Origin of the sequence: Nonomuraea sp. NPDC049152 (assembly GCF_040648355.1) — a bacterium.
In the GTDB taxonomy this organism is placed as follows: Bacteria; Actinomycetota; Actinomycetes; order Streptosporangiales; family Streptosporangiaceae; genus Nonomuraea.
Map to the genome: position 1 here is coordinate 131,126 of NZ_JBEZDO010000002.1, position 15,171 is coordinate 146,296.

Consider the following 15,171-nt stretch of genomic DNA (forward strand, 5'->3'; position numbering starts at 1 on the left):
AACGTGTGAGGCATGCGATACGTGGCCTTCCTGCGCGGTATCAACGTCAACCCCGGCACCCAGGTCGACATGGCCGCCCTGCGCGCGATGCTGGAGGGCCTCGGCTACACCGACGTCAGCACCCACCTGCGCAGCGGCAACGCGGTCTTCACCGCCGAGAGCCAGCCCAGGGAGAAGATCGAGAAGGCGATCCGCGACGGGCTGGACCTTCCCGTCGCGGTGATGGTGCGCACGGCGGAGGAGTTGCGGGCCGTGGTCGAGGGCAATCCTCTCCAGGTGCGGGAGCCCGCCAAGTTCGGGGTGGTGTTCCTGTCCGAGCCGCCCGACCGCGAGCAACTCGAAGCCATCGACCCGGACGGCTACGCGCCCGAGGTGATGCGGATCGGCGAGCGCGAGCTGTACATCGACTTCCCCAACGGCCTGGCCAGGACCAAGCTGCCCGCGCTGCTGGAGAAGAAGTCGAAGAACGCCGGCACGATGCGCAACTGGAACACCGTCGTGAAACTGCTGGCGCTGGTGACAGCTCGCTGAGCCGCCGCGTGGTGATCTGGCCGCGGAAAATCTTCGGCTGCCGGCGAGGTGAGCATTAGTGTTCATCTGTGACAATTGGCGCTTACCTAAGGTATCCGCATCTGTACGGAGACCTGATCACGTTCGTGGCCGACGACGACGTCTGGCTCGCCCCTCTGGACGGAGGAAGGGCCTGGCGGTTCACCGCCGAGCGCACTCCCGTCTCGTATCCCCGCTTCTCGCCCGACGGCACGCGGCTGGCGTGGACCAGCACCCGTGAGGGCGCGCCCGAGGCGTTCGCCGCCGAGATCGACGGGCCCGAGGGCGAACGGCTGACCCACTGGGGCAGCGCGACGACCGGCGTGCGCGGCTGGACGCCCGACGGCAGGGTCCTGGCGATCAGCGCGACCGGTCAGGCCTCCCGCGACAGGACGTGGGTCTACGCCGTACCGCTGGACGGAGGACAGGCCGAGCTCCTGCCGTACGGGTGGGTGAGCGACGCGTCCGCGAACGCCGACGGCGGCGTGGTGACCGTCTCGCCCGTGTGGCGCGAGCCCTCGCAGTGGAAGCGCTACAGGGGCGGCACCGCAGCCAAGATCTGGATCGACGCCGCGGGGTCGGGCGTGTTCACCAGGCTGTTCGCCGACAGCATCGCGCAGTACTGGTCGGCCATGTGGGTCGGCGACAGGATCGCCTTCCTGGCCGACCACGAGGGCGTCGGCAACCTCTACTCCACCCTGCCCGACGGCTCCGACCTGCGCAGACACACCCCGCACGAGGAGTTCTACGCCAGGCACGCCGCCACCGACGGCACCAGGGTGATCTACAGCCACGCGGGCGAGCTGTGGGTGCTCGACTCGCTGGACGGCGAGCCGTACCGGCTGGAGGTCAGGCTGGGCGGCCCCCGCCCCGCGCGGGCGGGACGCCCCGCGCCCAGCAGGATCGGCGACTTCGCGCCCGACGCGGGCGGCAGGGCGAGCACCGTCGAGATCCGCGGCAGCGCGCACTGGGTGACCCATCGCGACGGCCCCTCAGGGGTGCTGCGCGCCGAGCCGGGAGTCAGGGTACGGCTGCCGCGCGTCCTCGGCGAGGACGGCCTCGCCGTCTGGGTCAGCGACGCGACCGGGGAGGACGCGCTCGAGATCGGCCGCGTCGGCGGCGAGATCCGCACGCTGGCCTCCGGCGAGATCGGGCGGGTGCTAGACCTGGCCGCCGCGCCCGACGGCAAGCACGTCGCACTGGCCACCCACGACGGGCGGCTGCTCACCGTCGACATCTCGACCGGCGCGATCAGGGAGCTCGACAGGACCGCCAACGGCGACATCAACGGCATCACATTCTCGCCCGACTCCGCCTGGCTGGCCTGGTCGCACCCGCACCACGAGCCGCTGCGCCAGATCAAGATGGGCCGCGTCGACGGCACCTCCACCATCGAGGTGACCTCGCAGCGCTTCAGCGACTACGCGCCCGTGTTCACCAAGGACGGCAAGCACCTGGCGTTCCTGTCGATCAGGACGTTCGACCCCGTCTACGACGCGCACGTGTTCGACCTGTCGTTCCCCGCCGGGGCCAAGCCGTACCTGGTGCCGCTGCAGGCGGCGACGCCCTCGCCGTTCGCGCCCTCGCTCGAGGGCCGCAGCTTCAACGGCGCGGAGTCCGCCGACTCCTCCGATGACGGCAAGGGCAAGAAGGACGCCAAACCCGTCACCGAGGTGGACGCCGAGGGGCTGCCCGCCCGTGTCGTGGCCGTCCCCGTCCCCGCCGGCCGCTACACCAACCTGCGCACCGCCAAGGACGCGCTCCTGTGGCTGCGCCACCCGCTGGCCGGTGAACTCGGCGACGGCAGCGACCGCGAGGAGGTCGTGCTCGAGCGCTACGACCTCAAGAAGCGCGCCAAGTCCGAGCTCGGCAAGGAGGTGCGCGCCTTCGAGGTCAGCGGCGACGGCGCCCGCCTGGTCACCAACGGCAAGAACGGCCTGCAGACCCGCTCGGCGAGCGAGGGCGACGAGGTCATCACCATCGACCTCGACCGGATCACCGTCACCATCGACCCGGTCGCCGAGTGGCGGCAGTCCTACCACGAGGCGGGACGCCTCATGCGCGACCACTACTGGCGCGAGGACATGAACGGCGTCGACTGGGCCGGCACCCTGGCCCGCTACGCGCCGCTGGTCGAACGGATCGGCTCCCACTCCGAGCTGATCGACCTGCTGTGGGAGGTGCAGGGCGAGCTGGCCACCTCCCACGCCTACGCCCGCCCCAACGGCGCCGCCGTCGACCCCAAGCGGCGTCAGGGGTTGCTGGGCGCCGACCTCGAGCTCCGAGACGGCTCCTGGGTGGTCGCCAGGATCCTGCCCGGCGAGTCCTCCGACCACGCGGCCCGCTCGCCGCTGCTGGCCCCCGGCGTCGCCGTCCGCGAGGGCGACGCGATCGTCGCCGTCGGCGGCCGGCCCGTCGACCCGGTGCGCGGCCCCCAAGCCCTCCTCGCCGGTACGGCGGAGCACCCCGTCGATCTGACGATCAGGCCCGCCTCAGGTGGCGACACCAGGCGCGTGGTCGTGACGCCGCTGGCCGACGAGACCGCGCTCCGCTACCACGACTGGGTGGAGAACCGCCGCGCCTACGTCAGGCAGGCCTCCGGCGGCCGGCTCGGGTACCTGCACGTGCCCGACATGGTGGCCAGCGGCTGGGCCCAGTTCCACCGCGACCTGCGCACCGAGATGCCGCAGGAAGGGCTGATCGTGGACGTGCGCGGCAACAGCGGTGGGCACACGTCCGAGCTGATCCTCGAGAAGCTGTCGCGCAAGGTGTCGGGGTGGGCGATCTCGCGAGGGTATGAGCCCATGCGCTACCCGGAGGACTCGCCGCGCGGCCCGATCGTCGCGGTCACCGACGAGTTCGCGGGCTCCGACGGGGACATCGTCAGCGCGGGGATCAAGAACCGCCGCATCGGACCGCTCGTCGGCACCCGCACGTGGGGCGGGGTGATCGGGATCGACGGACGCTACCAGCTGGTGGACGGCACGATCGTCACCCAGCCCCGGTACTCGTTCTGGCTGGACGGCGAGGGATGGACGGTGGAGAACTACGGCGTCGACCCGGACATCGAGGTAGTCATCACACCTCAGGACCGCGTGGCCGGGCGTGACCCGCAGTTGGAGAAGGCGGTCGAACTGGCGTTGGCCGCCCTGAACGAGCACCCCGCCGCCACACCCCCCGCCCTGCCCCCCGCCATCCACTAGCCGTACTGACCACAGGCCACCTGCCCGCCTTCGCATCGCCAGCCCGTCGTCTACCCACCTGCCCGCCTCTCACGAACCGGCGCCGATTCCACCGGCCTGCTCTGCATCATCGGCGTCGATGCCGCCCCACGAAGTAGGCGACATCGGTGTCGCCCGCCGTAGGAGGCAGGCGACAGTCGGTGCTGGAGTGGAGCACGCGGGAGGTTGGGGAGGTGGGCGCGGGGTGGCTGAGCCTGAGGTTGGGCCGCTCCTGCGGTGGGGCACGCAGGGGTTAGGGGAGGTGGGCGCGGCGTGGCTCTGGCTGAGGTTGGGTTGCTCCCGGCATGGAGCACACGCGAGTCAGGCGGTCCAGGACTTCGGTGAGGATCGCCGTCGAGGTCGCGAAGTTGACCCGGACGAACGTCTCCCCGCCTGGCCCGAAAGCAGCGCCGTCGCTCACCAGGATCCGCGCCTCCCGCTCCAGCACCTCCGCCATCCCGGGGCGGCCCAGGTCCAGCCACGCCAGATAGGTCGCCTCAGGCACCACGTACCGAGGCACCCGCGAGGCGATCAGGCGCCGGTTGCGGTCCAGGACGGCCATGGTGTCGCGCAGCCACCCGTCGGCGTGCTTCCAGGCGGCCACCGTGGCCTCGACGCCGAACACGTTCGCCCCGCCGTACAGGAAGGAGGGAGGAGACCCGAGCGCCTCGCTGACCCGCGGCGGGCCGAGGTGGGCCAGCGCGCAGCGGACGCCGCCGAGGTTGTAGGCCTTGGTCGCCGACGTGAGGGTGATCGTGCGCTCGGGGAGGATCGAGGCGAACGGGATGTGCTCGGCAGGCGAGTACACCAGGTCGGCGTGGACCTCGTCGGAGATGACCAGCAGGTCGTACCGTTCGGCCTGCTCGGCCAAGGCGAATAGCTCGGACCTGGTGAAGACCTTGCCCGTCGGGTTGTGCGGGTTGACGAGAATGAGCGCGCGGCAACCGGCCAGATCAGACAGATCTGTGCGCAGCACGCGACCCATCTCCTCGAGTGTGCCGAGGAACGGCGGATAGGCCGGGGCGTGCATCGCGATCGTGTCGCCCGGCTCGGTGGCGACGTGGAGCATGACCTGGAGCGCCTGGTTGAGGTCGGAGAAGGCGCGGACGGCCGACGGGTCGGCTGCCCAGCCGTACCGGACGAGCATGCGTTCGGCGAACGCCTCGGCCAGCGGGCCCGCCTGCGGTTCGGCCGCCCACGCGGGGTAGCCCAGGTCGCCGCGGGCACGTCGCTGGAGTACCTCGACGATCGCGGGGGCGGTGGGGAAGTCCATGTCGGCGATCCAGCAGGCGATGACGTCAGGACCCGCGTTCGCCCACTTCAGGCCGTCTTTAGCGGGCCGGGGGAAAGTGTCGTCCACCCGATCAGTGTCACCCAGGACGCGCCAAATGCCCGATAGGCCCGGATGGCGATAGTCGCCCGCTCGAGAAACCCACAAGGAGGCCGGCTCTGGACCGCCCGGGGAAACCCGCCGCGGGCGTGCGTCATGAAGGTCTCACTCCGAGGCCGTGAAGGTGTACGCCGACTCGATCGACCCTCGGGAAAGGTGAGGGCCGATCGAGCGGCGAGATACGGCTAGAGGCGGCGGAGGACCGCGACGACCTTGCCCAGGACGCTGGCCTCGTCGCCGGGGATCGGGTCGTAGTTGGCGTTGTGCGGGACCAGCCAGATGTGGCCGTCCTTGCGCTTGAACGTCTTCACCGTCGCCTCGCCATCGATCATGGCGGCCACGATGTCACCACTCTCGGCCACCGGCTGCTGCCGTACGACCACCCAGTCGCCGTCGGCGATCGCCGCCTCGATCATCGAGTCACCGGCGACCTGGAGAAGGAAGAGAGTGCCCTCGCCGACGAGTTGCTTGGGCAGCGCGAAGACGTCCTCGACGCTCTCCTCGGCCAGGATCGGACCACCGGCGGCGATGCGGCCGACCAGCGGCACGTAGGCGGCCGTCGGCCTGCTGACCGGCGACTCGTCCTCGCTGCCGTCGGGGTCCACCCACAGCACCGGCTCGCCCGGGAGCCGGACCTCAAGAGCACGGGGGCGGTGCGGGTCACGCCTCAGGTAGCCCTTGCGCTGCAACGCGGTCAGCTGGTGCGACACGCTGGACGTGCTGGTCAGCTGCACGGCCTCCCCGATCTCGCGCATGGACGGCGGATAGCCGCGCTGTTGCACCGAGTCGCGAATCACCTCAAGGATCTTGCGTTGCCTGGGCGTCAGGCCCAGTGCGTCGCGACGGCGGACCGCAAGGTCGCTGACGCCATTGCCGTCACTCGGCTCGCTCATGCTCTCCTCCTCGCCCGGCGGCATGCCTCACCGGCCCGCCTTCCGGTCCGTGGTCTTCATGTCGCACACAGCGACCGTACCGCCGATGAAGATCAACTTCAAACAATTGTTCGAGTCTTCCTCGAATTCGTCGGTGACGTGGTGTACAACATCGTACGGGAGTTCGATCGACACCGTGTTCGATTCGCTGATCTTTGTTTGACCTTTTCCTTGGGTCGACGGTGGCGGGAGGTCATCAGTGCGGGCGACCACAACGACAGATTCGACCGGCAATGACGAGCAACTCACCTTGATCGCGGACATCACGAGAGAGGAGCGCGGGCGCCCTCCCGCTCCTGGAGGTCACCTCCGCCTGGTTCCCCCACCTCGCGGTACGGCAGGGCACGGCACGGCGCCTCGCACGGCGAAGGGGCGCGGTCCGAGGGGGACGTCCGCGGGGGCGGACGATCGGGGGGCTCTGACGACCGATGGCGGGGGTCAGGGCAAGCAGGTCGGCGGACGGCCCGCGGGGCCACGCGAGGCCGGAGGTGGGCGGTCTGCCGGGTCACGAGGGGCATCGGGCGGACGATCCACGGGGCCACACGCGGCAGGAGGCGGGTGGTTGCGGGTCGTCCGCGACCGGGGGGTTCCGGGTCCGGGCGCGCGGGAGGGCGCCGGCGGGCCTGGGGGCAGAGCAGAAGAACCGGGGGCGGAAATGTACGGCATGCGGGACCAGGAGGTCGCTCGAGGCGACCGATCAGGAAGGAACGGCCGCGGCGAGGGGCCGCGCGCAGGGCGGGAGGCCCGCAAGGGGCGCCCGCGAGACAAGGCCGGCAGGCTGCGCGGAAAGACCATGGGCCGGGGCCGGGGGACATGGCGGCGGAGGAGCGCGAGGGACGGCGACTCCACGCTGGACCCAACCCAGGGGCAAGGGCCTCGATCGGGTGCGGACCGACCTCAGGACGCCCGATCGGGTGTGCCTCGACCCCTGGTGGTTCGATCGGGTGCGGACCGACCTCAGAAGGTGCGTTCGGCTCCGAGTCGACCTCAGGAGGTGCGGTCCGCCGCGAGTCGACCACAGGAGGGGTGGTCGGCTGCGAACGGACCTCGGGAGGCTTGTTCGGCTGCGGATCGAGTGGAGGCGAGGACGCGCCGGGCGCGGCGGATGCGGTCGGGCGCGGTCCGGGAGCGGGGTGGGCTTCGGGTGGTTCCGGCCGGGGGCGGGGTGGGGGCGCGCGAGGAGCCGGTCACGCACCCTCCCATGAGGCTGACCAGGCGGGGGAGGGTCGTGCTCGTGGGGTTGTTCGCCGTGCTGTCCCTGGGTGGGTTCGTGCTCGGCGCCAAGGCCACCAGCTGGGCCATCGCGCAGGAGACGACCGGTACGGGTCACGAGGGGCTGCCGTGGGTGGTCGTGGAGAAGGGCGACACGCTGTGGACCATCGCGGCGGCGGTCTCTCCCGGAGACGACCCGTCTGCAGTGGCAGGGGAGATCATGCGGCTCAACGGGCTGGACAGCTCGCTCGTCCGTCCAGGCGGTCGGCTCTATCTCCCCGACCGTTCACCCTGATCGACGCGCCTCGGGGGCTCGCGCTCGGTGGGCGGGCGGTTCGGCAGCGTGCCCTGGAGCGGTCGTCATGTCGACGGTGACGGCCGTCGACAGCACCCCGGTGACGCGTCGGGTGGGCGTCATCCGTCTCGGGCTCACCCGCACAGGGCGCGCGCGTCGGCCGGCCCGAAAATGTCGGTGGCGTCTGATGGGATGGATTCCATGTCGGCGAGGTGAAGGAGGGGCGGCATGAAGATCGACACGTGGTGGCCGTTCCTGAAGTGCTGGAGCGAGGAGTGGTTCTCCATTCACGCGATGGTGCCTCGGTCGGCGTTCGAGGAGCCGGTCATGGCCGGGCGGCTGGGCTTCTGGCCCGGCTCGGAGGAGGAACCGGACGCGGCCGAGACGCGGCTCGGGTGCGCGCTCCCGCCGTCGTTACGCGCGTTCCTCCTGGTGGCCGACGGCTGGCGGACCGCGGGCGGCCTCGTCTAGGAGCCCCGTGGCGCCACGAGCGACCTCGGGTGGCTGCGCGAGCGGCCTCGGCGTCGATGCGGATCAAGACCTACGGCGAGCTCGACGAGCGTGACGGCGTCGTCCGGCCGCGGTCGCTGCTGACCTCTGCGAAGGCGGACCCGGTCGTCCTGCGGTCTCGAGAGGCGTTGGGCCGGTCGTGCTGCTGATCTCGGCGGAGGCGGACCCGGTCGTGCGCTCCTCGATCCAGGAGACGCCGGCGAGTGCGGCGAGGGGACCGCGTGCCGGCTGGGGGCGGCTCCGGCGGCGTGGGTCGGTCTTCGAGTCGATGCTCGGCGTCCGCTCCGGTCGTTGAGAAGCGGCGCGAGCGCGACGTCCCCGAGCGGCCCCGTGGGCGGTCGGGCGGTGAGTCACAGGAGCATGCGCGCGTCACTCGGGTGCGACACGCCCGGCCCTGTGTGGCTGATCAGCGACTTCGATTCGTCGGGCCCGGCCAACTTGCGTTCATGGTCGCTCGCTTCTACGGTTGGACCACAACATCTAGTAGTTACACCGATGTAGTTCACCACAAATTGTGTTTCCGTGACCGCTCCATGGCAGCCCGTGGAGTGGGCGCGAGCATCTGCCGACGAGCATTTTACGAGTGGTGAGCCAGGTGGCGTGTCGAGGAGGCGAAACGTGCACTGTCCGTTCTGTCGTCACCCGGACACGAGGGTCATCGACAGCCGCTCCACGGACGACGGGGGCGCCATCAGGCGTCGCCGTACCTGCCCTGAATGCGGGCGCAGGTTCACCACGCAGGAGACGGTCCTGCTGATGGTGAGCAAGCGCAGCGGAGTGACGGAGCCGTTCTCGAGGGACAAGGTGGTCGCGGGGGTACGCAGAGCGTGCCAGGGGCGGCCTGTCACCGAGGACTCGCTCGCTCAGCTGGGGCAGCGGGTGGAGGAGGCCATCAGGGCCAGAGGCGCGGCCGAGATCCCCTCCAACGAGGTCGGCCTGGCGATCCTCGGGCCGCTGCGTGAGCTGGACGAGGTGGCGTACCTGCGGTTCGCATCGGTATATCGCGGTTTCGAGAGCCTGGCGGACTTCGAGGCCGAGATCAAGCAACTTAAAGCCGAGAAGGGGGAGTCATGACGGAGACGGTCAGCGGGTCAGTGACGCGTGGGGGCAAGCGCAAGGGGTTGAAGATGAAGAGGATCTTCACCAAGCCCGGCGTGCATCCCTATGACGAGATCACGTGGGAGCGCCGTGACGTTGTCATGACCAATTGGCGCGATGGCTCGATCAACTTCGAGCAGCGGGGCGTGGAGTTTCCCGAGTCGTGGTCGGTCAACGCGGCCAACATCGTGACGACCAAGTACTTCCGTGGCGCGGTCGGCACCCCGCAGCGCGAGTGGAGCCTGAAGCAGCTCGTCGACCGCGTGGTCGGGATGTACACCAGGACCGCGGTCGAGAACGGCTACTTCGCCACGGACGAGGACGCCGAGATCTTCGACCACGAGCTGAAGCACGCGCTGGTCAACCAGGTGTTCGCCTTCAACTCGCCGGTCTGGTTCAACGTGGGCACGCAGAGCCCGCAGCAGGTCAGCGCCTGTTTCATCTTGGCCGTCGACGACACCATGGAGTCGATCCTCGACTGGTACAAGGAAGAGGGTGTGATCTTCAAGGGCGGTTCGGGCTCGGGCGTCAACCTGTCCCGCATCCGCTCTTCCAAGGAGCTGCTGTCGAGCGGCGGTACGGCCAGCGGCCCCGTCAGCTTCATGCGCGGCGCCGACGCCTCCGCGGGCACGATCAAGTCGGGCGGCGCGACCCGCAGGGCCGCCAAGATGGTCGTCCTCGACGTCGACCACCCCGACATCGAGGAGTTCATCGAGACGAAGGCTCGCGAAGAGGACAAGATCCGCGCCCTCCGCGACGCCGGGTTCGACATGGACCTGGGCGGCAAGGACATCGTCTCGGTCCAGTACCAGAACGCCAACAACTCCGTCCGCGTCTCCGACGAGTTCATGCGCGCGGTCGACAAGGGCGACAAGTTCAGCCTGCGCGGCCGCCTGACGGGCGAGGTCATCGAGCAGATCGACGCCAAGGACCTCTTCCGCAAGATGGCCAAGGCCGCGTGGGAGTGCGCCGACCCCGGCGTGCAGTACGACGACACGATCAACGACTGGCACACCAGCCCCGAGACCGGCCGCATCACCGCGTCCAACCCGTGCTCGGAGTACCTGCACCTGGACAACTCCTCGTGCAACCTGGCCAGCATCAACCTGATGAAGTTCCTGAAGGACGACAACTCCTTCGACATCGCCAACTTCGTCAAGCTCACCGAGCTGATCATCACGGCGATGGACGTGTCGATCACGTTCGCCGACTTCCCGACCGAGAAGATCGGCGAGACCACCCGCGCCTACCGTCAGCTGGGCATCGGCTACGCCAACCTGGGCGCGCTGCTCATGGCGACGGGCCACGCCTACGATTCCGACGGCGGCCGCGCGGTGGCCGGGGCGATCACCTCGCTCATGACCGGCGTGTCCTACCGACGCAGCGCCGAGCTGGCCGCGGTGGTCGGGCCGTACGACGGCTATGCCAGGAACGCCGACGCGCACAAGCGCGTCATGCGCAAGCACGCGGGCGCCAACGACAGCCTGCGCACCATCGGCACGATGGACGGCAAGATCCACACCGAGGCGTCCAAGCAGTGGTCCGACTGCCTCAGGCTGGGCGAGAAGAACGGCTACCGCAACGCGCAGGCCTCCCTGCTCGCGCCGACCGGCACCATCGGCCTGATGATGGACTGCGACACCACCGGCATCGAGCCCGACCTGGCGCTGGTGAAGTTCAAGAAGCTCGTCGGCGGCGGTTCCATGCAGATCGTCAACCAGACGATCCCGCGGGCGCTCAAGCAGCTCGGCTACCAGCAGGAGCAGATCGAGGCCATCGTCGAGTACATCGGCGAGCACGGCCACGTCGTCGACGCCCCCGGGCTGAAGCGCGAGCACTACGAGGTGTTCGACTGCGCCATGGGCGAGCGGGCGATCGCCCCCATGGGCCACGTCCGCATGATGGCCGCCGCGCAGCCGTTCCTGTCCGGCGCGATCTCCAAGACCGTCAACCTCCCTGAGTCGGCGACGATCGAGGACATCGAGCAGGTCTACATGGAGGGCTGGCGGCTGGGACTGAAGGCCCTGGCCGTCTACCGCGACAACTGCAAGGTCGGCCAGCCGCTGTCGGCCGCGGGCAAGAAGGAGACCCCTGCCGCCACGGCGCAGGAGCCCGAGGTCAAGGTCATCGAGGTCAACAGGCCGACCCGGCGCCGGATGCCGAACCAGCGTCCCAGCACCACCACCCGCTTCACCGTGGGCGGCGCCAAGGGCTACATGACCGCCTCGTCCTACCCCGATGACGGGCTCGGCGAGGTCTTCCTCAAGATGTCCAAGCAGGGTTCGACGCTGGCCGGCGTCATGGACGCCTTCTCCGTGGCGATGTCCATCGGCCTGCAGTACGGCGTGCCGCTGGAGACGTACGTCAGCAAGTTCGTCAACATGCGCTTCGAGCCCGCCGGGATGACCGACGATCCCGACGTGCGGATGGCGACCTCGGTGATGGACTACATCTTCCGTCGCCTGGCGCTCGACCACCTGCCCTTCGACGAGCGGGCCGCGCTCGGCATCTTCTCCGCCGCCGAGCGTACGGCTCAGCAGCGAGGCGAGGACCCGGCGGTCGACAGGGAGGAGCTCGCGCAGTCGGCGCCGATCGAGGCCAAGGCTGTCGAGCCCGCCGCTCCCGCCCCGGCGCGGGAGACGAAGGAGCTGACGCTGGAGAGCCACCAGCGCTTCACCGCCGACGCGCCGCTCTGCATGACCTGCGGCACGAAGATGCGTCCCGCGGGTAGCTGCTACGTCTGCGAGGGCTGCGGCTCCACCAGCGGCTGCAGCTGATTCGGAGCGCCGTCAGGCGTGAACGACCTGTTCAGGCGGGGTGCCGGAGAGACCCGGCACCCCGCCGGAGCGTTCAAGGAAGGTACGCGCCTAGCCGGCGCTCAGAACATCCCGTTGGGGATTTCCGCAGGCTCTGGCACAGGCTGGACGACGTCCCAGTGCTCGACGATCAGTCCGTCCTCCAGCCGCCAGATATCGACGACCGCGGTGCCGCGCTCCTCCCCCTGCGGGGTCATGAGGTAGTGCATGACCACGTACTGTTCGTCGGCAATGGCGCGCTTGAGCTCCAGTTGGGCACCTGCCACCGGAGCGTGCGCGATGAAGTCGATGAACGCGTCTCGGCCGGAGGGGTTGCCTGGGCTGTGTTCGACGAAATCCTCCGCCAGCAGAGTGCGAAGGATGTCGATGTTGCCTCTGGCGAACTCCGCGAAGCCCTCGAGCACGAGCTTCCTGTTGCGTTCCGTCTTAGTGATTTCTGGCATGCAGGTAACGGTGGCAGCGCCGGGACCGCGCCGTCGATTACATCCCATGTAATGGCGATGGGTGCGAGGTCACGATAGAACCGAGCCCATGTCACGAGATCGGCCTGTCGGTGAACTCCTGCGCGAGTGGCGCCGTCGTCGGCGGCTGAGCCAGCTCGATCTGGCCATCCAGGCAGAGGTCTCCAGCCGCCATGTCAGCTTCGTCGAGACCGGCCGCACGGTTCCCAGCCGTCCGATGGTCTTGCGTCTGGCCGAACACCTGCAGGTTCCGCTGCGCGACCGAAACCGGCTCCTGGTCGCCGCGGGATACGCGCCTGTCTATCAAGAACGTCCGCTGGACGACCCGGATCTGACAGCGGCGGGCGAAGCCCTCCGTCAGATCTTGCGGGGGCATGAGCCGAACCCCGCGCTGGTGGTGGACCGCCGTTGGAACCTGGTACTTGCCAACTCCGCCGCCGGTGTGTTCCTGGACGGTGTCGCATCTGCCCTGCTAGAACCGCCGGTCAACATGATGCGGCTGGGCCTGCATCCCGCCGGGTTCGCGCCTCGCCTGCTCAATCTGGGTCAGGTTCGTGGATTCCTGCTGCCACGCCTGGCACGACAGGTGCAACAGACCGGGGATCCGCAGTTGACCGACCTCTACTCGGAACTCGTCTCCTATGGTGCTCCCGACCAGATGCTGCCGCCGGATCCCGCTGACATCGCGATGCCCATCCGGATCCGGCATCGAGGGGTGGAGTTGAGCTTCATCAATACGATCACGACGTTCGGTGCCGCTTTCGACGTCACGCTCGAAGAGATCGCGATCGAGGCTTACTTCCCCGCTGACGCCCGCACCGCACTCGCATTGCGCAGCGGGGCCCACTCGGTGACGCCGAATACCACAGTCTCCGAAGGCCAGGACGGCGGGGCTGCGGGCTTGGCGGGGTGGGGCGCCGAGGTCGACGACCAACGCGTCGTCCACCAGGTCGGTGAGCGGGGTGAGAGGGGCGCGCGAGACCATGGCGTGGGCGCGGCTGTCGATCCGACCGGACCTCGGTCTTCGAGGAGACCAGGCTCATAGCTAAACCAAGGTTGAAGTCAAGCTAGGGTGGACGGCGTGCCGGAGCCCGCAGCGATCACCAAGGAGCTCACCATCGGTGAGCTGTCGCAGCGCAGCGGCGTGCCCGCCTCCGCGTTGCGCTTCTACGAGCGGGAAGGCCTCATCGGCAGCCGCCGCACCACGGGCAACCAGCGCCGCTACCATCGCAGCACCCTGCGCAGGGTCGCGTTCATCCGAGCCTCGCAGAGCGTCGGCATGCCGCTGTCGGTGATCGGCGGGGTGCTGAGCTTCCTGCCGGAGGGCGTGTCACCCACGCGGGAGTTCTGGCTGAGGGCCTCGGAGTGCTGGAGCGAGGAGATCAACGCCAGGATCGAGAAGATGGAGCGGATGCGCGACAGGTTCACCGAGTGCATCGGCTGTGGCTGCCTGTCGTTCGAGCAGTGCGCGCTGGTCAACCCCGGGGACACGCTCGGTGAGCAGGGTCCTGGGCCCCGCCGTCTGCTGGAGCCCTGACCGGGGGTTCAGGTCGACAGGCGCACGACGAGCTTGGGGTCGATCGTCATCGCCGCGACGCTCGTGCCCTGGGGCGCGGCCATGACCGCCGCGACCTGTTCCACCGCCAGGTGACCGAGCCTGCGCTTGTCGATGTGGATCGTGGTCAACGGAGGGTCGACCAGTTCCCCGATCGCCAGCCCGTCGAAGCCGAGAAAGGCGCAGTTCCCCGGTACGGCCAGGCCGAGCCGCATGGCTCTCCGCATCGCCCCGATGGCGATGTAGTCGTTGTAGGCGAAGACCGCGGTGACGTCGGGATGCGCCGCGAGCAGCTCGTCCATCGCCGCCGCGCCGCCGTCCATGGAGTTGACCGCGGGCTGGATCCACGTCTCGTCGACCGGCAGCTCCCGTTCGGCGGCGAAGGCGAGGTAGAGCTCCCTGCGCGCGTTGTGCGTGCCAGGCCGGGCGTGGGCGTGGTCGTCGATCATCGCGATGCGCCGGTGCCCCTGCGCCATGAGATGGTCGAGCCCCTGCCTGATGCCGCTGGCGAAGTCGATGTCCACGCCCGCCACCCCGGGTGTGCGGCCGCGCCGGTCGAGCAGCACGAAGGGGATCCCCGAAGCGGCGATCCTGTCGATGGCGCCGGTGTCGAGCAGGAAGCCGACGCACGCGTCCACGTGGTTGGGCACGCTCTCGGCGACCGCGAGCTCCTTGTCCACCTCCGAGCCCGTGGCGTACACGACGACCTGCCAGCCGCGCTGGTCGGCCGCCTCCAGCACGCCGGAGACCACCTCGGGGAAGAAGGGGTTGAGCACGTCGGCGATGATCAGCCCGAGCGTGGTGACGTCCTGGCGCACCATGCCGCGGGCGAACCTGCTCGGCCGGTAGCCCATCTCCTGAGCGACCTGGAGCACGCGCCGCCTGGTCTCGGGGTCGATCTCGGCCTTGTCGTTGATGGCCCGCGACACCGTCTGGCGGGAGACGCCGGCGGACCGTGCCACGTCGTCGATGGTGACCCTGCGCGACTTCTTCGTCCCTGGCACGACTGAGACTTTAGCCTCCTCTGGCAGTGCCCACCCCGCCACCTGGAGGGGGGGAAGGCATGAGCGGGAGCGCTCACGTGAACGCTCACGGGCCGATCATCGGTCCGTCGCACGCCACTGTCAACCAC

At 69.3% G+C, this 15,171-nt stretch carries 14 protein-coding genes; 9 read left to right on the forward strand and 5 right to left on the reverse strand.

All coding sequences use genetic code 11. The features are described 5' to 3' along the window. The first annotated feature begins 12 nt into the window (after positions 1–12). A complete protein-coding gene (locus AB0B45_RS04435; RefSeq protein WP_358125126.1) occupies positions 13–531 on the forward strand; it encodes a DUF1697 domain-containing protein in 519 nt (172 codons plus the stop codon). A gap of 125 nt (positions 532–656) precedes the next feature. Further along, a complete protein-coding gene (locus AB0B45_RS04440; protein WP_358125128.1) occupies positions 657–3,752 on the forward strand; it encodes a PDZ domain-containing protein in 3,096 nt (1,031 codons plus the stop codon). Positions 3,753–4,023: 271 nt separating this feature from the next. On the opposite strand, the gene AB0B45_RS04445 is transcribed toward AB0B45_RS04440, so the two are convergent. From AB0B45_RS04445 to AB0B45_RS04455, 3 genes are all read right to left on the reverse strand, one after another. Then, a complete protein-coding gene (locus tag AB0B45_RS04445) occupies positions 4,024–5,130 on the reverse strand; it encodes an aminotransferase class I/II-fold pyridoxal phosphate-dependent enzyme (RefSeq protein WP_358125131.1) in 1,107 nt (368 codons plus the stop codon). Between the two features lie 215 nt (positions 5,131–5,345). Next, the gene (gene lexA, locus AB0B45_RS04450; RefSeq protein ID WP_358125134.1) at positions 5,346–6,053 is read right to left on the reverse strand and encodes a transcriptional repressor LexA; all 708 of its coding nucleotides are present in this window, start codon (positions 6,051–6,053) and stop codon (positions 5,346–5,348) included. A 27-nt stretch (positions 6,054–6,080) separates the two neighbouring features. Next, positions 6,081–6,356 carry a hypothetical protein gene (locus AB0B45_RS04455; RefSeq protein ID WP_358125138.1) on the reverse strand — a complete coding sequence of 92 codons (276 nt, stop codon included), beginning with the start codon at positions 6,354–6,356 and terminating at the stop codon, positions 6,081–6,083. A gap of 937 nt (positions 6,357–7,293) precedes the next feature. Here AB0B45_RS04455 and AB0B45_RS04460 point away from each other — a divergent pair. From AB0B45_RS04460 to AB0B45_RS04480, 5 genes are all read left to right on the forward strand, one after another. Further along, complete coding sequence (locus tag AB0B45_RS04460) at positions 7,294–7,599, forward strand: LysM peptidoglycan-binding domain-containing protein (RefSeq protein ID WP_358125141.1); 306 nt, start codon at positions 7,294–7,296, stop codon at positions 7,597–7,599. Positions 7,600–7,827: 228 nt separating this feature from the next. Then, entirely contained in the window at positions 7,828–8,070 is a 243-nt protein-coding gene (locus AB0B45_RS04465; RefSeq protein ID WP_358125144.1) for an SMI1/KNR4 family protein, read from the forward strand. A gap of 56 nt (positions 8,071–8,126) precedes the next feature. Further along, the gene (locus AB0B45_RS04470) at positions 8,127–8,258 is read left to right on the forward strand and encodes a hypothetical protein (protein WP_358125146.1); all 132 of its coding nucleotides are present in this window, start codon (positions 8,127–8,129) and stop codon (positions 8,256–8,258) included. Between the two features lie 469 nt (positions 8,259–8,727). Further along, complete coding sequence (gene nrdR / locus AB0B45_RS04475) at positions 8,728–9,183, forward strand: transcriptional regulator NrdR (RefSeq protein ID WP_358125148.1); 456 nt, start codon at positions 8,728–8,730, stop codon at positions 9,181–9,183. Continuing rightward, on the forward strand, positions 9,180–11,984 hold the full coding sequence (locus tag AB0B45_RS04480; RefSeq protein WP_358125151.1) for a vitamin B12-dependent ribonucleotide reductase: 2,805 nt from the start codon (positions 9,180–9,182) through the stop codon (positions 11,982–11,984). Before nrdR ends, AB0B45_RS04480 begins: the two co-directional genes overlap by 4 nt. A gap of 101 nt (positions 11,985–12,085) precedes the next feature. Here the strand turns inward: AB0B45_RS04480 and AB0B45_RS04485 are convergent, their stop codons facing one another. Further along, on the reverse strand, positions 12,086–12,466 hold the full coding sequence (locus AB0B45_RS04485) for a nuclear transport factor 2 family protein (protein ID WP_358125154.1): 381 nt from the start codon (positions 12,464–12,466) through the stop codon (positions 12,086–12,088). An 88-nt stretch (positions 12,467–12,554) separates the two neighbouring features. Between AB0B45_RS04485 and AB0B45_RS04490 the strand changes: the two genes are divergently transcribed. Beyond that, entirely contained in the window at positions 12,555–13,529 is a 975-nt protein-coding gene (locus AB0B45_RS04490; RefSeq protein WP_358125156.1) for a helix-turn-helix transcriptional regulator, read from the forward strand. A 36-nt stretch (positions 13,530–13,565) separates the two neighbouring features. Beyond that, positions 13,566–14,021: a redox-sensitive transcriptional activator SoxR gene (gene soxR / locus AB0B45_RS04495; RefSeq protein WP_358125159.1), complete on the forward strand. Its 456-nt coding sequence runs from the start codon at positions 13,566–13,568 to the stop codon at positions 14,019–14,021. An 8-nt stretch (positions 14,022–14,029) separates the two neighbouring features. Here the strand turns inward: soxR and AB0B45_RS04500 are convergent, their stop codons facing one another. After that, positions 14,030–15,043 (reverse strand): LacI family DNA-binding transcriptional regulator, encoded by a 1,014-nt coding sequence (locus AB0B45_RS04500; protein ID WP_358125162.1) that lies wholly within the window; start codon positions 15,041–15,043, stop codon positions 14,030–14,032. Positions 15,044–15,171 lie beyond the last annotated feature (128 nt).